The sequence below is a fragment of the Delftia sp. RIT313 genome (genome assembly GCF_000632165.1).
GTDB lineage: Bacteria > Pseudomonadota > Gammaproteobacteria > Burkholderiales > Burkholderiaceae_C > Comamonas > Comamonas acidovorans.
In genome coordinates this window covers 1-16,297 of the sequence record NZ_JFYT01000070.1, presented here as the reverse complement: position 1 = coordinate 16,297, position 16,297 = coordinate 1, and the positions used below count along the sequence as shown (strand labels likewise).

Here is a 16,297-nt window from a genome sequence, read left to right as displayed (position 1 = left end):
GCCTGCCGGCCTGGCCTGGCCTGGCCCTGGCCAAGGCCATGGCGCCGATGATCGTCGACGAGGTCAATGCCCATTGGCCCAAGATCCCCCGCCGCAGCTACCTGGGCGCGTTGTTCGAACAGGAGTCCTACCGATCGCTTTCGCACTCCATGTGCTGGTCCTCGACCGCGCGCCTGAAGGCCTAGCGGGAAGAGGGTGGTGGCCTGGCCCAGCTCACGCGGGCCTGGACAAAGACCGGCGCCCTGCGTTTCGACAGCCTGGACGAAGTGCGGCGCATGGCACCGTCCGCGCTTGAGGATCTGGATTGGCAATCCGTCTATGAGCGGCCAGAGCTGAGCGTGTGGGCGGCCATCATCAAGCTGCGCGGCTGCGATGCTCGTCTGCAGGCGCTATCGCCGGACCTCGATGCGCTGGTGCGCGTGGCCTTCTGCGATGCAGCCTACAACGGCGGCTGGAGCTACCTCCAGCAGGACCGCCAGCTGTGCGCGCTGCAGCGAGGTTGCGACGCCGACCAGTGGTTCGGCCACGTCGAGCTGCACAGCGTCAAGAGCCTCGAAAAGTGGCAGGGCTATGGCCAAAGCGCCTACGACATCAACTGCGAGCAGGTGCGCAACACCGTGCCGTTGCATTCCCGGCGTATGAAGTACTTGGGGGTGTAGCCATGCTCGAAGCCATCAAGTCCAAGGCTTGGCAGGCCGGCGCCCTGGTGCTGGCTGTGCTGCTGGCCCTGCAGACCTGGCGCCTGCACGGCGAGCAGCTTGATCACCAGCGCCTGATCGCGGCCCAGGCCCAGCAAGTGGCCGGCTAGGCCGTCGCGGGCCTGGCCCTGGAGCGAAAGCTCGCCACCGCCGAATCCACCCACGCAATCCAAACCCAGGAGGCATCCGATGCATTCACCCAGGCCCGCCCTGCGCGCGACGCTGCTATGCGCGCTGATCTCGATCGTGTTGAGCGGCTGCGCCTCGCCGCCGAACGCAGCGCAGCCACAGCTCGCGCGCAAGCCCAGGCCAACGCCGCTGCCGGCCGCGATCTTGCAGATCGATACGGCGCCCTCGCGCAGCACGTTGCAAGCGGGGCCGCAGTGGTTGCAGGACTCCGAGCGGATCTTGCAAGGCGAGACGATGAGGTAGTGTTGCTGCGTAGGCAGGTCGATGTTGACCGGGGCCTGCTAGCCCCTGAATAAAAGAACGAGGCGACTTGGTCGACGCTTTAACATCGTTCAAGCCGCCGAACTCACAAAGCACTCCTGTTATTCAGCTGAGTCCGTTCAACGGTACAGGCATGGCCATGCGTGCCAGCACGGCACGACGACCCATCAGCAAAGAAATACGGTACCAGCGATAAGCTCCAATCCCAATCGTCATTCCTTCTGCCAAAGCCGGTGGGTGAAATCTCACAGGTTTTTAAAATTGATGCGCGAAAGGCTTAAAGAATTTAGCGAGATACGAATCCGTTTGAATAACGAATATATATACATGAAGTGTTGCTGAAGTTTGCGGTGGCAGATAATCTACGCATTTTTCCTGGGTCTGTATTTTAAATGATATAAATAAAAATTCAATCAACAACAGCATTCACTTTCCAATTGTCGGCATTGTTTAAAAAATCCACAAATTCTCTATAATGAATCCTGTATCGATGTAATATTTTTCCTTCTGTACTTATAGGGTCTTCAAGCTCAGGGATATCAAAAAATGTTACTTTATCTATTGATGTGCTTCGCTCGAAGTCGAGCTCTAGATCCTTCAGGATTGGGACCGCAGCACGAACTAACTTGAGATGACGTTGAAGTTCGGCTTGACGTCTCTTTAATGGTTCGCTATAGCAATATTCTTCTTTTCGGTTGACTCCGAATGGATTCATCAGACTCTCTGCTCTGGCAATTGCACTCTTTAAATCATTTAAGATAGTTATATTTGAGACCTTGTTGTTCGGTTTTCTAGAGTGAAAGAAAAATAGTTGTTCAATTATATTGAATAGCGGAGCATGTCGATCTAGATAATTCTTTGCTCGATCTCGCTCTGCAATAATATCAACGGCACCATGCACTGGTAGCTTCCTTCCAGGCATTAGATCATCTAATGCCTGTTTGTTGGATTGCTCTTTCCATTCCTTGAGAAGCTCTGTTGGATACCCTTCGGGGTCGCGGTCAATCATTCTGTGGCAGCTGGTGCAAAGATATATCCCATTTTCAAAAGAATTTCGATTTATGTAAAAAGCATCATATCTGGCCGCACCTTTTTTCTCGCCAATAATATGCGCGGCTTCTCCAATAGTTCCGTTTCCAGGCATCTCCAGAAGCTGTCCACATGCTGGAGCGGCACATTTAAAACCTGAGTAACGCCAAAGTTTGATGCAAATGGGTTTTGTAAATGACATATGTACGCTGTATTCGGTAATTTTTTGGTGGTAAATTTAAGCAGAATTTTTCGAAAGTATAAGCATACTGCAGATTGTGCTACTTAAGGTAGCCTCGGCATGAGTCGACTTCCGCAGTTGTTGCCCACTTCAGGCGCGGACTTTCTATCATGGCAGTCACTAAGAATCATCGGCTTGCAATCGGTTGGCTGCCTGGAAGTATTTTCATGAATGGCTGGTGGCAGATTATTTTTGACTTGTGCAGAGATTCCTCAAGTGTTCTGGTAGCCCACGTTCAGGGTGGATCAGAAGAAAAACATCTGCGCAATTCATTAGTATCCTCGTAGTAATGTGAGTGGTATAAAGAATCCGGCTAAAAAAGAATGTCCCCCGCTCCTGCCGCAGCTCGCACCACGCCTCCATCTTCTCGTTGGTATGGCCTGACTTATACGGGCTCACGTTGCGCGTCGTCATCACACCATCAGCATCCACATAGTCGATCCGCAGCGTACATGGCCCAAGTTTCCGTGATCTGGTCCCCAGGCCTCGATTGGCTGCATCCACCTCTACGAGAAGCTCCCTCTGCAGTTGCTCTGCCCTGCTCACCATTGACTCATCGACAGGCGCCAGTGGGTTCGCATTTGCTAGGGGCGGGTATGCACGCCGTGCTGGAGTAGCTGCCGCTTCTGCCTTCCCGTTGTCTTCTAATGGAGCCAGCGGATGCGAGGGCTTGCGACCTCGAACCAGATCCCTCATTTCCTGCTTATGCCGCTCGCGCGCTTGCGCAAGTGCGAGTGAGACCGCAAGCACAGCGACCGCGACGCCTGCGGCAAGCAGTAGAAACCAGAACGTTCCCATAGGCTTCCCTCCGTTTTGTGCACGATACGAAAGATAACAGGGACACTGCGTGCGTCGCGCCCGTAAGCGCGGCTGTGTTTGGCGACCCAATGAAAGTTTGCGGCAAGAGCCGCATTGAACCGCACAGGTCTGCGGCTCTCTCTATTCACGCCTCCAGTTTTTGGTGGCTCGGTGGGAAGTCCGCAAAGGCCTGCCGGTTTGCGCAAACTTTCCCGGTTCGCCAACCCGTCGAGCCACCGCCCTTGTTTGGCGACAGGGGCGACGGTTGTTGCAAAACCGAAAGCTTTGGAGGCCCGCTATGGCCCAACCCGCATCCTTGCGTACTTCTGCGCAGATCATCCCCTTGCCCGGCGCTGCCGCTGAGCCCGTAGTCAACCTCAAGCGTGGCCCTGGCCGCCCGCCCAAGAATGTCATTGGCATCTGGCAGGGGCGCTTCTTGGGCTAACAGCTCCGGGAGCGCGAAAAGGCGGCAGATCAAGCCGCCCTGCTCGAAACATACAGCGGCACGCCTTCTCCCTGGCCCACGGCCAGCGGCGCATGGCCCTTCTGCAAGGTCGGGCGCCAGGATTTCGACGTACTCAATGAGGGCGACCGTATGTTGTACATAGAGCTGGCCATGATGGGGCTGGTGGCCGTGCGCAAGACGGAGGCCCGCCATGTCTGATATGAATGTCTTCGCGTTCGACAACCAGGCTGTGCGTGTGGTGATGGAGGGTGGGGAGCCTTGGTTCGTCGGCAAGGATGTTGCCGTAGTCCTCGGCTACGCGCGGCCGAGCGACGCGCTCCAGCAGCATTGCAAGGGGGCGGTGAAACGCCGCCCCCTTCAAACGGCAGGCGGCATGCAGGACGTGCGCATCATCAGCGAGCCCGACATGCTGCGCCTGATCGTGGGCAGCAAGCTGCCTGCGGCCGATCGCTTCGAGCGCTGGGTCTTCGAGGAAGTCCTGCCCAGCATCCGCAAGACCGGCAGCTATGTCCATCCCCAGGCGCCAGGCGCGCTGGGCGCGTGCGTGCAGCCGCTGCCACAAGCGCTGCCGCGGGCCAATGCCATCACCCAGGCCCAGACGGGCATGGACGTGCTCGCCATGCTCAACGCCGATGACCATCTGCTCGCGCTGGAGGCGCAGGCCAGGATGCAGGCGCGGCCCGCTTCTGGCAGGAGTGGATGGCGGGCGGCATCGACGGATTGCCTTACCAGACGTGTTTAGCCGCGCAGGCCTACCAAGCCTATGCTCATTGGTGCTGCCTAAACCGGGAGCCGGAAACTGCCCGGCGCGAAGTCTTCACCTCCAGCGTGATCGCCGCCGGTATGCAGGCCCGCCAGCCGCTGCGTGTTAAAGTCATGCGCATTGGTGAAGGCCCCCAGGCCCGCGCCGACCGGGTGCTGCTGGTGTCCGAGCCGCCGCACGAAGGGCAGGGCGTCTGGGCGACTACCCTGGTACAGTCCTTCGGCGATCGCCTGCGTGCCTACCTCGCCCAGCGTCGGCAAGGTCCATCTGAGGTGGGTCTTGGTTGGTTGCGATGGAAGTTATTGATTTTTAACAGGTTGCTTGGATGCAAATCCGGTTAGACCAGTTCGACTCTGGTTCGCGCCTCCAAAAATTCATTGCATACACAGTATTCAAAAGGCCCCTCGGGGCCTTTTTCTTTTTCTGTATCACGGATCGTTGTTCGCCCTTGGTGCGATGTCTCCGCAGCGGCCTCGACTTGGCTCATCTTCTTCTCTTCCGATTCAGTGCCGTGGCAGTGCTTCACGCTCTGTGCATCGAGAGCATGGCTGCATGCCTGTTTTGGTCATTCATCGCTGATTTGGTGAATTTAATTGTTTCCATTTGTTTTAATGAGCAGTCGTCATTGAAATTTGGCATTGCTTATCCATTGAGAAATTGCAAGAAATTGCAAATGGGTTGTCATTGCCGGTAGATTGAATTGGCGGGTCGTGGATATGATGCGCGCTTCATTTATCGGGAGGGATTATGAAGATCAAGCTATTGACGGCGATTGTTGCCAGCGGCGTGGTGCTGGCGGGCTGTAAAACCATGGAGTCTGCCGATGTGGGCGGGTTGCTGGATTCGGGCTCCACGGCCATGAAGGCCATGACGCTCACGGATGACGACGTGGTCACGCTGTCCAATGATTCCTGCGCAGCCATGGATGCCCAGAACAAGGTGGCAGATGCAAAGAGCAAGTACACGCTGCGGCTGAACAAGGTGATTGCCGGCATGCCGCAGGCTGTCAATGGGAAGAAGGCTGTCTACAAGGTCTATATGACGCAGGACGTGAATGCCTGGGCCATGGCCAATGGCTGCATCCGTGTCTACAGCGGGCTGATGGACCTGATGAACGATGACGAGCTGCGTGGCGTGATTGGCCATGAGATCGGGCACGTGGCACTGGGTCACAGCAAGAAGCGCATGCAGACGGCCTATGCGGCGTCGGCTGCACGCTCTATTGCGGCCAATAGCGGCAATTCGGCGCTGGCCTCGCTGTCGCGTTCGCAGGCGGGTGATCTGGGTGAGAAGTTCATCAATGCCCAGTTCTCGCAGTCGCAGGAATCGGCGGCCGATGACTACTCCTTCGATCTGCTCACGGAAAAGAAGATGAGCCGCCAGGGGCTGGTCACATCGTTCCAGAAGCTGGCCAAGCTCAGCGCTGGCAGCGGCGGCAGTTCCATCCTGAGCTCCCATCCGCCGTCCGAACAGCGGGCCAAGCGCATGCAGGATCGCATCGACGGCAAGTAGGCGTCGACGGTGAAGCAGCCTGCCGCAGCAAAGTGCAAGGCGGGCTGCGATCTGCCTTGGTGCAGATTTTTTGCGGGCTTCTTCCGAAGCACCAAAAATCTGCGCTAGAATTCAAGTCTGCTCTGTGAAGCGCACAGCTTTACAGATACGCGGGAATAGCTCAGTTGGTAGAGCGCAACCTTGCCAAGGTTGAGGTCGACGGTTCGAACCCGTTTTCCCGCTCCAATTCAGAAAAAAGGGAAGCGGTAACGCTTCCCTTTTTCGTTGGTGCTGCAGTTGCAGGTGTGAGCAGTTCGCGCTGACCTGTGACGCTGCGGTGCAGGGCCCCGATGGTGAAATTGGTAGACACTGCGGACTTAAAATCCGCCGCTTCCGAACAGGGGCGTGCCGGTTCGATCCCGGCTCGGGGCACCACAACCCAATACGTACTAGGCATTGTTGCTATCTATACGGTAGCGGATTGAAGCAGCCAAGGCGCCTGCTGTTCCGCAAATTCAGGCGTCGGGCCGCAACGTGCATCGACGGTCCTGCCCGCTTGCTGCGCTGCACGGTGTCCATGCCTTGCCAAGTCCTTGCCCGTTGGCATAACGTGCGAGAATCCATTCATCAGGCCCCGGGCTGCTTGCCTGGATGGCGCGGCTCGGGCAGACAGTGATGGCGATGCCTGCATGCGTTCCGTTGACGTTGATCGTGGCACATGGTGCGGCGTGACAGGTGTGGCCAAACTCATCCCAGACGAGAACATGTCGAATTACAACGCTCCATTTGAAATCCACGTGCACGGCCAAGTGCTGCTGCGCCCCGACACGACCTACGAGCAGTTGCAGGAAGCGCTGGGTCCGCTGTGGAAGTATGCGGGGGCCCGTTCCCTGGCCGATGGCGCTGGCAGCGTCTATGAGGAAGAGCCAGGCATCCAGTTCGATACCAAGGAGCGCCTGCTCCAGGTGTGCTGGACCGTGCGTGGTGACGAGGATTTCCGCCAGTCGCTGGACGACATGTGCATGGGCATCAACGAGCTGGCCGAGCAGGGCGCGGCCATCGAGGTGACCTTCTACGACACCGAGTTCGACGAGGAAGAGGAGTCCGAAGAGGCCGAGTCGCGCGACGACTTCGTCATGCTCTTCGTGGGCCCGACGCCCGCGGCCATCATGCAGGTGCAGCGCGATCTGCTGGTGCAGGACGTGGTCAACCTGATGGAGCGCCATTTCGACGGCTCCGAGCTGGGTGGCGTGGTGCAGGAGATCGACAAGCTGTTCTCCCAGCGCTTCGACGCCCTGGTCAGCTCGCTGGAGATCGGCAAGCCGCCGCGCGGCATGGGTGGATCGGGTTCGGGCCACGGCGGCAACCGCCGCCCACGCCACCTGCATTGAGCGCAAGGCGCTGCCCCGCGCAGCGTACAGCCATGGCGGCACAGGCCAGCACGCCCAAGTATTCCGGAGCAGTCACCGAGACCGTGCGCCGCCAGCGCGAGCAGCGGCGCGAGGTGGCCGATGGCGCGCTGCCTCTTCCCTACCTGTCCGCCTACCCGGCCGCGCTGCAGTCGCAGGTGCGTGGCTGGCTGGCCGATGACAAGGCCGAGGCCTGGCTGCTGCGCAAGCATCCCGAGGCCCATGCCGTGCGCACGGACAAGAGCCTCTATGACTACGTGGATGCCCTCAAGGGCCGGCACATGCGCAATGCCGGCACGCTGAACAAGGTGGCCTACGACGGCCGCATCCATGTGGTCCACAACGCCCTGGGCCTGCACACGCGCCGCACCGTGGTGCAAGGAAGCCGCCTCAATGCACGGCACGAGATCCGCATCGGCGCACTGTTCAAGCAGGCACCCGAGGCTTTCCTGCGCATGATCGTCGTCCATGAGCTGGCCCATCTGCGCGAGCCCGACCACGACAAGGCCTTCTACCAGCTGTGCACCCACATGGAGCCCGACTACCACCAGTTGGAGTTCGAGCTGCGGCTGTACCTGAGCTGGATGGACCACTCGGGCCGGCGCCTGTGGCAGGCGCAGCCCTGATTCAAGCGGCCGTGGGGACGGCGCTGGATTCGCCGACCTGAACGGCCGAGCAGCATTGCGCGGGCAGATCCAGCCAGCGCGATGCGGCCGATTGCAGGGCCTGCAGCGATCCCGTGGTCATCAGCTGGACCTGGCCCTCTGCTGCGGGCAAGGGTCCTGATTCGCTGGCCAGGGTGCCCAGGCGATCCAGCACACGCCGCGTCTGGCGGGCTACCGGGGCACCTGTGTCGATGAACTGGATGTCCGGCCCCAGCAGCGTGCGCAACTGCTCGCGGGCGAATATGTAGTGGGTGCAGCCCAGCACCAGGGAATCCATCTCGCCCGTCTTCTGTCCGAAGCTGCCCAGGGCATTCACATACTTGGCGCACAGTTGCGCCACCTCGGTGGCCATGGGGTCGGCGGGAACGGGTTGCTCCGTGCTTTCCTCGATGGCCTTGGCCAGTCCGTCGCAGGGCTGGACATGGAATTGCACGCGCTGGCCATGGTCGGCCACCAGGCGTGCAAAGCGCGCACTGCTCACCGTGCCGCGTGTGGCCATCACGCCCACGTGGCCGGTCTGGCTCGACAGCGAAGCGGGCTTGATGGCGGGCTCCACGCCGATCAGGGGCAATTCGGGCATTTCGGCGCGCAGCATGTCCACGGCCGCTGCCGTGGCCGTGTTGCAGGCGATCACCAGCACCTTGATCTGGTGCTGCTCGCGCAGATGGCGCGCAATGGTGCGCGTGCGCTGCTGAACGAAGGCATCGCCACGCGCATCGCCATAGGGTGCATTGCCGCTGTCGGCCAGGTAGACGAAGCGCTCATGCGGCAGTTCATGGCGCAGCGCCTGCAGCACGCTGAGGCCGCCGATGCCGCTGTCGAAGACGCCGATGGGAGAGGCCGGGGAGGTCATTTGGAGATGCGGATAAAGGCTTTTGGAGGCGGCGCCCAGTATGCCCGCTCCGGCGCGTTCATGCTGCGGCCATGGCTTGCTGCTGCAGCCATTGGGCATGCGTCAGGCGGTACAGGCAATGCCTGCGCAGCGCATGGACTGCCGGCACCTCCGGATGGTCGAAGTCATGGGCGTCGCGTTCCATGCCCAGGCGCTGCATCACGGCCTGCGAACGCAGGTTGGACAGCGCGGTGAACGAGACGATGGACTCCAGATGCAACGCGCCGAAGCCGTGCTCCAGCGCCGCCCGTGCGCCTTCGCTGGCCAGGCCCTGGCCCCAGAAAGGCCGGGCGAGCCGCCAGCCGATTTCCACGCAGGGCGAGAACGGCAAAGACGCGGCGGGAGTATGCAGCCCGATGAAGCCCATGAACTCGCCGCTGGCAAGGTGCTCTGCCGCCCAGAAGCCCCAGCCGCGTTCCTCGATCAGTGCCTGGATCCTGTCTGCCATGGCATCGCTTTGTTCACGACTGAGCAGTGCCGGAAAGTGCTCCATGACCTGTGGGTCGGCATTCAGCGCGGCAAAGGGCTGCTGGTCGCTGGCCTGCCACTGGCGCAGTATCAGGCGCGGTGTCCGTAGGGTCGCTACAGGGGAATGTGTGGTGGTCATGGTTGGAGAGGGCGCTGCAGTACCAGCAGATACGCGGCTGCATGGCCGTGGAAGGAGTGGGGGATGAAGCCTGCCTCGCCTGCCAGCTTTTCCACGCTGGTGCGGCGCTGGAAATGCGGGTCGAAGACCAGTTCGGCCACGGCCAGCAGGCCGCCGGGGCGCAGGCTCTGGAACACGTCGGCCAGCGCGGCCTGGCGGTCCGGGATCTCTCCCAGCACGGCGGCCATCACGGCGCGGTCGTGCTGCTGCGCTTCAAGCTGCCCCTGGCCCAGTGCAGCCGCCTGGGTGCGCACATTCTCCAGCCCCTGGGTGCGCGCCTTGGCCGCCACCTGTTCGAGCATGGCCGGCTGCAGGTCCACGGCCAGCACCTGTCCCTGCGCGCCAACGGCACGCGCCAATGGCAGGGTGACGCGGCCCGGGCCGCAGCCCGCGTCCAGCACTTTCATGCCTGGCTGGATCTGCAGTTGCCCGACGATGAAGGCGGCCTTGTTGCTGGCCGCGAAGGGGTTGTCAAGCTCGACCATCCAGCGCAGCCAGGACGGGCAGGGCAGGACATGGCGGCGGGAGGACAGGCGCCAGGCCAGGCTGGTCACGGCCAGCAGGGCGATGAGGACGAGCGCGATGGTCATGTTGAATGGGCTGTGTTGCAGGCAGCGGGCAGTCTGTCACAAATGCCCGCACCAATGAAAAGACCGCCCGAAGGCGGTCCCTTTGCGCTTGGCGCCGGCCTCAGGTCGAGGCGATCTCAATGGTCTTGAATTCGCCGGATGCAATGCGCTTTTGCCATTCGGCAGGGCCGGTGATGTGGGCGCTGGTGCCGCCGGCATCCACGGCCACGGTCACGGGCATGTCCACCACGTCGAATTCGTAGATGGCTTCCATGCCCAGGTCCTCGAAGCCCACGACCTTGGCGTTCTTGATGGCCTTGGACACCAGGTAGGCGGCGCCGCCCACGGCCATCAGGTAGGCCGACTTGTGGTTCTTGATGGACTCGATGGCCACCGGGCCGCGCTCGGCCTTGCCGATCATGGCGATCAGGCCGGTCTGCTCCAGCATCATGTCGGTGAACTTGTCCATGCGGGTGGCAGTGGTGGGGCCTGCGGGGCCCACGGCTTCGTCCTTGACCGGGTCCACCGGGCCGACGTAGTAGATCACGCGGTTGGTGAAGTCCACGGGCAGCTTCTCGCCCTTGGCCAGCATGTCCTGGATGCGCTTGTGGGCGGCATCGCGGCCCGTGAGCATCTTGCCGTTGAGCAGCAGGGTGTCGCCGGGCTTCCAGCTGGCCACTTCTTCCTTGGTCAGGGCGTTGAGGTCCACGCGGCGCGACTTGTTGTAGTCAGGCTCCCAGTCGATCTTGGGCCACAGGTCCAGCGAGGGCGCGTCCATGTAGACCGCGCCGGAGCCGTCCATCACGAAGTGCGCATGGCGCGTGGCCGCGCAGTTGGGGATCATGGCCACGGGCTTGGAGGCCGCGTGCGTGGGGTACATCTTGATCTTGATGTCCAGCACGGTGGCCAGGCCGCCCAGGCCTTGCGCGCCGATGCCCAGGGCGTTGACCTTCTCGTACAGCTCCAGGCGCAGTTCCTCGACCTGGTCGAGCTTCTCGCCGCGCGCGGCCTTGGCCTGCAGCTCGTACATGTCCAGGTCTTCCATCAGGCTTTCCTTGGCCAGCAGCACGGCCTTCTCGGCGGTGCCGCCGATGCCGATGCCCAGCATGCCCGGCGGGCACCAGCCCGCGCCCATGGTCGGAACGGTCTTGAGAACCCAGTCCACCAGGTTGTCGCTGGGGTTCATCATGATCATCTTGGACTTGTTCTCCGAGCCGCCGCCCTTGGCGGCCACGGTCACGTCCAGCTTGTCGCCGGGCACGATCTGCACGTTGATGACGGCAGGCGTGTTGTCCTTGGTGTTCTTGCGAGCGAACAGCGGATCGGCCACGACCGAGGCACGCAGCGTGTTCTCGGGGTGGTTGTAGCCGCGGCGTACGCCTTCGTTGATGGCGTCTTCCAGGCCGCCCGTGAAGCCTTCCCAGCGCACGTCCATGCCCACCTTCAGGAACACGTTGACGATGCCGGTGTCCTGGCAGATCGGGCGGTGGCCGGTGGCCGACATCTTGGAGTTGGTCAGGATCTGGGCCATCGCGTCCTTGGCCGCCGGGCTCTGCTCGCGTTCGTAGGCGCGGGCCAGGTGGGCGATGTAGTCGGCGGGGTGGTAGTAGCTGATGTACTGCAGGGCGCCTGCGATCGAATCGATCAGGTCCTGCTGGCGGATCGTGGTGGTCATCGGTGGGGTGTCTTTTTGATCGGGGGAACAGGGGAGGGGAATCCCGGGGGCGATTATCGGCGCTGCAGGGGGAAAAGTGCACGCAATGGGCGCAGTCTTGTACAAGAGTCGAGGGGTTTGCCTGGACAAGCCCGCCTCGGCGACACCTCAGTGGGGGACGGATGCGAGAGGTTCCCATTTACGGAGTTACCATGAGCGGGTTTTTGCCATTGCGGCCCTGCCAGCCAGATATCCCCGAGCCACGTCCTGCGCGGCCCGCCGACCTGCCTCCAGCCAACTGCGCCGCGTTGTTTTCACCAAGGAGTCCATACCAATGACCGCGACCCGCCAGGAAAAAGACACTTTCGGACCCATAGCCGTCCCCGCAGACAAGCTCTGGGGTGCGCAGACGCAGCGTTCGCTGCAGAACTTCGACATCAGCGGAGAGCAGCAGCCGCGCGAGATCATCCACGCGCTGGCCCAGGTCAAGAAGGCCTCGGCCACCGTCAACCACAAGCTGGGCCTGCTCGACGAGAAGAAGACCCAGGCCATCCTGGCCGCCGCCGACGAGGTGATCGCCGGCAAGCACCCGGACGAGTTCCCGCTGGTGGTCTGGCAGACCGGCTCGGGCACGCAGACCAACATGAACGTCAACGAGGTGCTGGCCAACCGCGCCAGCGAAATCCTCGGTGGCGAGCGCGGCGAGTCGCGCCTGGTCCACCCCAATGACGACGTGAACAAGAGCCAGTCGAGCAACGACGTGTTCCCGACCGCCATGCACGTGGCTGCCGTCACGGCCATCGAGCAAAAGCTGCTGCCCGCCATTGCCCTGCTGCGCAACACGCTGCAGGCCAAGAGCGAGGCCTATGCCGACATCGTCAAGATCGGCCGCACCCATCTGCAGGACGCCACGCCGCTGACGCTGGGCCAGGAAATCTCGGGCTGGGTGGCCCAACTGGCCCATGGCGAAAAGCATGTGCGCGCCGCGCTGCCGCACCTGTACGAGCTGGCGCTGGGCGGCACGGCCGTGGGCACGGGCCTGAATGCGCCCAAGGGCTATGCCGAGGGCGTGGCGGCCGAGCTGTCCCAGCTCACCGGCTACCCGTTCGTGACGGCGCCCAGCAAGTTCGAGGCCCTGGCCTCGTGCGACGGCCTGGTCCACGCCCACGGCGCGCTCAAGACGCTGGCCGCCAGCATGATGAAGATCGCCAACGACGTGCGCTGGCTGGCCTCGGGCCCGCGCAGCGGCCTGGGCGAGATCTCCATCCCCGAGAACGAGCCCGGCTCGTCCATCATGCCCGGCAAGGTCAACCCCACGCAGAGCGAAGCCGTGACCATGCTGGCGGCCCAGGTCTTCGGCAACGACGTGGCCATCAACTTCGGCGGCGCCTCAGGCAACTTCGAGCTGAACGTGTTCCGCCCCATGGTCTCGCACAACTTCCTGCAGAGCGTGCGCCTGCTGGCTGATGGCATGAAGAGCTTCAACGACCACTGCGCCGTGGGCATCGAGCCCAACCGCGAGCGCATCACCGAACTGGTGCAGCGCTCGCTGATGCTGGTGACTGCGCTGAACCCGCACATCGGCTACGACAAGGCGGCCTACATCGCCAAGAAGGCGCACAAGGAAGGCTCCAGCCTGCGTGAAGCCGCCGTGGCTTCCGGCCACCTGACCGGCGAACAGTTCGACGCCTGGGTGATCCCTGCCAAGATGGTCGGCAATCTGTAAGACCTGCTGATGCAATCAAAAAGGGGAGCCGGCCGGCTCCCCTTTTTTCTTCACCGCCTGGCCTGGCTCAGTTGTCCGCCTGCGGGCGGCGCACGGTGCGGAACACGTACTTGAGCGCGTCGCCGATAGTGCTTTCCCAGACCGGCCATTCATGCTTGCCGTTGACGATGCGCAGCTCGGCAGGCTGCTTGTTCCTGCGCAGCTGGGCGTAGAGCTGGGCGGCGTCGGACTCGATCATGAATTCATCGTCGTCGCCCGAGTTGATGTACATGGGCACGCTGATCTTGCGGGCGAGAAAGCTGTCCCACAGCACAGGGTAGTTGTAGCTCTTCCAGACCGTGGTGCTGTACTGGCCGCCCGTGTTGGGTTCGGCAAAGACCTTGACCGAGCGTGCCGAGGAATCGGCGGGCGGCTCGGGGTTGTAGATGGCGGGGCTCAGCAGGGCGGCGGCCTGGAATTTCTCGGGGTACTTGAGCACGTAGCGCAGCGCGCCGTAGCCGCCCATGGACAGGCCGCCGATCACGCGGCCATCGCGGCTGGTGAGGGCGCGGTACTTCTTCTCGACATGGGGGACGAGGTCCTGGAAGAAGGCCGTCTCCATGGGCTCCTTGAGGTCCACGTACCAGGTTGTTCCCGCGTCGGGCATGACGATGATGGCGGGCGGGATCTCCCCGTTCTGGATCAGCTGGTCCACCGTGCGCAGCAGATTGCCCTTGACGGGCCAGTCATTGCGCTGGCCGTCATTGCCGTGCAGCAGGTACATGACGGGATAGCGCAGCCTGGACTGGGCGTCGTAGCCCGTGGGCAGGTAGACGTTGTAGGTCCAGCTGCGCTGCAGCGTGGCGCTCTTGAACTCGGCGGCCTCGATGGAGCCGGCCTGGGCGGCTGTGCCGGCCAGCAGCGCGGCGGCTGCCAGCGTGCCGGTGGCGGCCTGGCGCAGGACGATGGAAAAGGAAAGTTGGCGCATGGTTTTTTGTCTCCTGTGGGCCGTGGCGGCTGGCCACGGCTGCGCCAATGTAATCGAGGGCCTGTGCGCCTCGGGCCCGCATGCGGGCGGAGCGTCGCCTGGGGGACTGTGGCCCTCAGCCGGGGCGGCCCTCGCCGGGGCGGCCCTCAGCCGGGCGCCCGCTGCGCGTGGCGCAGCGCGCTGCGAAAGCCCAGTTGCCCCAGCACGCAGGCCACCACCAGGGCCAGCGCCGCCGACAGCGCCGGGTTGCTGCCCAGGCTGGCGCCCAGCGTGCACAGGCCGCCCACGGCCATCTGGGTGCTGCCGTAGACACCGGCGGCCGAGCCCGTGAGGCGCGGATGCACGCTGAGCGCGCTGGCCAGCGCCGCAGGGCTGGTCAGGCCCGAGCCCAGCGCGAACAGCACCATGAGCCCCACCACGATGGCCGGCGTGAGCTGGTTGAGCAGGGCCAGCAACAGCAGCATGGCCGCGCTGGCCAGGCTCAGCAGATTGCCGTTGAGCATCAGCCGCTCCAGGGGCCAGTGGCGTATCAGCTGGCGGGCCAGCGCATTGCCCACGGCCATGCCGCCCATGAGCAGGCCCAGGTAGATGGCCACCTCATGCTTGGTGGAATGCAGTTGCTCGATGAAGACGAAGGGCGCCGCGGCCAGGAAGGCATAGATGGACGTGGTGGCGCAGCCGCCGCCCACGGCAAAGCCCACGAAGGCAGGGGAGCGCAGCAGGCTGCGGTAGTCGTCGCGGATGGTGCCCAGGTGCAGGCGGCCCGTGGGCTGGCCGGTTTCGGGCAGCAGCTTCCAGATGGCGAAGGCCGTCACGCCGCCTACCACGGCCAGCGTGCCGAAGATGGCGCGCCAGCCCAGGGCGTCGTCGATGGCCGAGCCGATGGCCGGCGCGATGCCGGGGCCGATCATCATCATCAGGTTGAGCAGCGCCAGGCTGCCCACGGCGTTCTCGGGCGTGCTTGAATCGCGCGCAATCGCGCGGCCCAGGGCCAGGCCCGCGCAGCCGCCCAGCGCCTGGAGCAGCCGCGCGCCGATCAGCCAGGGGGCGGACGGGGCGAGAAAGGCCGCCAGGCTGGCCAGCGCATAGAGGATGAGCCCGGCCAGCAGCATGGGGCGGCGCCCCAGGCTGTCGGACAGCGGGCCATAGATCAGCTGGCCCACGCCCAGGCCCAGGATGTAGACCGTGATGGTCAGCTGCATCTGGCTGGCGCCGGCCTGGAGCTGGCGTGCTGCATCGGGCAGGGCGGGCAGGAACATGTGCATGGCCAGCGTGCCGACGATGGTCACGATCACCAGCAGCCACAGCGGCGCCTTGCGGCTGGCCGCTGCATGGTCCTGGGCGGGTGGCAGCGGAGAGTGCTCGGCCGTCATCTCAGGCAGCCTGCTCGTCGGGCAGGTCCGTGTCGGAGGCGGGCTCGGCGGCCATGGCCTCCAGCAGGCGCTGCAGCGTGGCGTAGGCCGCGCCCAGTTCCTCGGGCGGCACGGCGCCCAGCACCCGGGCGCGCGCCTGCAGCAGCAGGCCCTGCACGGCTTCTACCTGGGCATGGCCGGCTGGCGTGAGCTGGATTTTCCTGACGCGGCGGTCGCTGTCGTCCACGCGCTCTATCCAGCCCTGGGCGGCCAGGCCGTCCACCAGCCGCACGACGGAGGAGCTGTCCAGCGCCAGGGAGTGGGCCAGATCCTTCTGGCGCATGGCCTCGGGCGAGCGCGCCAGGTGCATCAGCGGCATCCACAGTGCCTGGGTCAGTCCCATGGGGGCCAGCAGCCGGTCCAGGGTGCGGCGCCACTGTTTGTTCACCTGCCCCAGCGTGAACATGAAATGCCTTTGCAC

General features: G+C 63.1%; 18 protein-coding genes and 2 tRNA genes. 12 read left to right on the top strand and 8 right to left on the bottom strand.

Features of this window, described 5'->3' with window-relative positions:
• Positions 1-47 precede the first annotated feature (47 nt).
• The 4 genes from BW39_RS31570 (at position 48) to BW39_RS32065 (ending at position 1,130) form a co-directional block, all read left to right on the top strand.
• On the top strand, positions 48-185 hold the full coding sequence (locus BW39_RS31570) for a hypothetical protein (RefSeq protein WP_161787007.1): 138 nt from the start codon (positions 48-50) through the stop codon (positions 183-185).
• Between the two features lie 90 nt (positions 186-275).
• A complete protein-coding gene (locus tag BW39_RS21825) occupies positions 276-659 on the top strand; it encodes a hypothetical protein (RefSeq protein WP_043824225.1) in 384 nt (127 codons plus the stop codon).
• A gap of 2 nt (positions 660-661) precedes the next feature.
• Positions 662-808 (top strand): hypothetical protein, encoded by a 147-nt coding sequence (locus tag BW39_RS32070; protein WP_235264260.1) that lies wholly within the window; start codon positions 662-664, stop codon positions 806-808.
• 79 nt (positions 809-887) lie between these two features.
• Positions 888-1,130, top strand: a complete 243-nt coding sequence (locus BW39_RS32065; protein ID WP_043824223.1) for a hypothetical protein — start codon at positions 888-890, stop codon at positions 1,128-1,130.
• A 427-nt stretch (positions 1,131-1,557) separates the two neighbouring features.
• On the opposite strand, the gene BW39_RS31295 is transcribed toward BW39_RS32065, so the two are convergent.
• The gene (locus tag BW39_RS31295; protein WP_152547294.1) at positions 1,558-2,379 is read right to left on the bottom strand and encodes a hypothetical protein; all 822 of its coding nucleotides are present in this window, start codon (positions 2,377-2,379) and stop codon (positions 1,558-1,560) included.
• Between the two features lie 1,493 nt (positions 2,380-3,872).
• Between BW39_RS31295 and BW39_RS29905 the strand changes: the two genes are divergently transcribed.
• The 7 genes from BW39_RS29905 to BW39_RS21785 all read left to right on the top strand — a co-directional run bounded on the left by BW39_RS29905 (position 3,873) and on the right by BW39_RS21785 (position 7,971).
• A complete protein-coding gene (locus BW39_RS29905) occupies positions 3,873-4,424 on the top strand; it encodes a BRO-N domain-containing protein (RefSeq protein ID WP_081816274.1) in 552 nt (183 codons plus the stop codon).
• Entirely contained in the window at positions 4,382-4,786 is a 405-nt protein-coding gene (locus tag BW39_RS31290; RefSeq protein WP_152547293.1) for a hypothetical protein, read from the top strand. The genes BW39_RS29905 and BW39_RS31290 overlap by 43 nt, the downstream gene beginning before the upstream one ends.
• A 406-nt stretch (positions 4,787-5,192) precedes the next feature.
• Entirely contained in the window at positions 5,193-5,957 is a 765-nt protein-coding gene (locus BW39_RS21805) for a M48 family metalloprotease (protein ID WP_043824220.1), read from the top strand.
• Positions 5,958-6,106: 149 nt separating this feature from the next.
• Positions 6,107-6,182: transfer RNA gene (locus BW39_RS21800), tRNA-Gly, on the top strand.
• A gap of 98 nt (positions 6,183-6,280) precedes the next feature.
• Positions 6,281-6,371 (top strand) — tRNA-Leu (locus BW39_RS21795).
• Between the two features lie 329 nt (positions 6,372-6,700).
• Positions 6,701-7,327: a DUF6806 family protein gene (locus tag BW39_RS21790; protein WP_013803265.1), complete on the top strand. Its 627-nt coding sequence runs from the start codon at positions 6,701-6,703 to the stop codon at positions 7,325-7,327.
• Positions 7,328-7,359: 32 nt separating this feature from the next.
• Complete coding sequence (locus tag BW39_RS21785) at positions 7,360-7,971, top strand: M48 metallopeptidase family protein (protein ID WP_043824218.1); 612 nt, start codon at positions 7,360-7,362, stop codon at positions 7,969-7,971.
• A 1-nt stretch (position 7,972) separates the two neighbouring features.
• Here the strand turns inward: BW39_RS21785 and murI are convergent, their stop codons facing one another.
• The 4 genes from murI to BW39_RS21765 form a co-directional block, all read right to left on the bottom strand.
• Positions 7,973-8,863, bottom strand: a complete 891-nt coding sequence (gene murI, locus BW39_RS21780) for a glutamate racemase (protein ID WP_043824217.1) — start codon at positions 8,861-8,863, stop codon at positions 7,973-7,975.
• A gap of 58 nt (positions 8,864-8,921) precedes the next feature.
• Positions 8,922-9,509 carry a GNAT family N-acetyltransferase gene (locus BW39_RS21775; RefSeq protein ID WP_043824215.1) on the bottom strand — a complete coding sequence of 196 codons (588 nt, stop codon included), beginning with the start codon at positions 9,507-9,509 and terminating at the stop codon, positions 8,922-8,924.
• On the bottom strand, positions 9,506-10,138 hold the full coding sequence (locus BW39_RS21770; RefSeq protein ID WP_043824212.1) for a class I SAM-dependent methyltransferase: 633 nt from the start codon (positions 10,136-10,138) through the stop codon (positions 9,506-9,508). Before BW39_RS21770 ends, BW39_RS21775 begins: the two co-directional genes overlap by 4 nt.
• Positions 10,139-10,238: 100 nt before the next feature.
• Entirely contained in the window at positions 10,239-11,792 is a 1,554-nt protein-coding gene (locus BW39_RS21765; protein ID WP_043824209.1) for a fumarate hydratase, read from the bottom strand.
• A gap of 313 nt (positions 11,793-12,105) precedes the next feature.
• Here BW39_RS21765 and fumC point away from each other — a divergent pair, with 313 nt between their 5' ends.
• On the top strand, positions 12,106-13,497 hold the full coding sequence (fumC, locus tag BW39_RS21760; protein WP_013803259.1) for a class II fumarate hydratase: 1,392 nt from the start codon (positions 12,106-12,108) through the stop codon (positions 13,495-13,497).
• A gap of 67 nt (positions 13,498-13,564) precedes the next feature.
• Here fumC and BW39_RS21755 read toward each other — a convergent pair whose 3' ends face one another.
• The 3 genes from BW39_RS21755 to BW39_RS21745 form a co-directional block, all read right to left on the bottom strand.
• A complete protein-coding gene (locus BW39_RS21755) occupies positions 13,565-14,464 on the bottom strand; it encodes an alpha/beta hydrolase (RefSeq protein ID WP_043824208.1) in 900 nt (299 codons plus the stop codon).
• Positions 14,465-14,610: 146 nt separating this feature from the next.
• Positions 14,611-15,837 (bottom strand): multidrug effflux MFS transporter, encoded by a 1,227-nt coding sequence (locus BW39_RS21750; protein ID WP_043824206.1) that lies wholly within the window; start codon positions 15,835-15,837, stop codon positions 14,611-14,613.
• Position 15,838: 1 nt separating this feature from the next.
• The coding region (locus BW39_RS21745; RefSeq protein ID WP_043824204.1) for a MarR family winged helix-turn-helix transcriptional regulator at positions 15,839-16,297 on the bottom strand (459 nt) is incomplete at its 5' end.

Coding starts and splice junctions, on each gene's coding strand:
- BW39_RS31570 (WP_161787007.1), top strand. CDS start 48: ATGATCGTCGACGAGGTCAATGCCCATTGGCCCAAGATCCCCCGCCGC.
- BW39_RS21825 (WP_043824225.1), top strand. CDS start 276: ATGGCACCGTCCGCGCTTGAGGATCTGGATTGGCAATCCGTCTATGAG.
- BW39_RS32070 (WP_235264260.1), top strand. CDS start 662: ATGCTCGAAGCCATCAAGTCCAAGGCTTGGCAGGCCGGCGCCCTGGTG.
- BW39_RS32065 (WP_043824223.1), top strand. CDS start 888: ATGCATTCACCCAGGCCCGCCCTGCGCGCGACGCTGCTATGCGCGCTG.
- BW39_RS31295 (WP_152547294.1), bottom strand. CDS start 2,379: ATGTCATTTACAAAACCCATTTGCATCAAACTTTGGCGTTACTCAGGT.
- BW39_RS29905 (WP_081816274.1), top strand. CDS start 3,873: ATGTCTGATATGAATGTCTTCGCGTTCGACAACCAGGCTGTGCGTGTG.
- BW39_RS31290 (WP_152547293.1), top strand. CDS start 4,382: ATGGCGGGCGGCATCGACGGATTGCCTTACCAGACGTGTTTAGCCGCG.
- BW39_RS21805 (WP_043824220.1), top strand. CDS start 5,193: ATGAAGATCAAGCTATTGACGGCGATTGTTGCCAGCGGCGTGGTGCTG.
- BW39_RS21790 (WP_013803265.1), top strand. CDS start 6,701: ATGTCGAATTACAACGCTCCATTTGAAATCCACGTGCACGGCCAAGTG.
- BW39_RS21785 (WP_043824218.1), top strand. CDS start 7,360: ATGGCGGCACAGGCCAGCACGCCCAAGTATTCCGGAGCAGTCACCGAG.
- murI (WP_043824217.1), bottom strand. CDS start 8,863: ATGACCTCCCCGGCCTCTCCCATCGGCGTCTTCGACAGCGGCATCGGC.
- BW39_RS21775 (WP_043824215.1), bottom strand. CDS start 9,509: ATGACCACCACACATTCCCCTGTAGCGACCCTACGGACACCGCGCCTG.
- BW39_RS21770 (WP_043824212.1), bottom strand. CDS start 10,138: ATGACCATCGCGCTCGTCCTCATCGCCCTGCTGGCCGTGACCAGCCTG.
- BW39_RS21765 (WP_043824209.1), bottom strand. CDS start 11,792: ATGACCACCACGATCCGCCAGCAGGACCTGATCGATTCGATCGCAGGC.
- fumC (WP_013803259.1), top strand. CDS start 12,106: ATGACCGCGACCCGCCAGGAAAAAGACACTTTCGGACCCATAGCCGTC.
- BW39_RS21755 (WP_043824208.1), bottom strand. CDS start 14,464: ATGCGCCAACTTTCCTTTTCCATCGTCCTGCGCCAGGCCGCCACCGGC.
- BW39_RS21750 (WP_043824206.1), bottom strand. CDS start 15,837: ATGACGGCCGAGCACTCTCCGCTGCCACCCGCCCAGGACCATGCAGCG.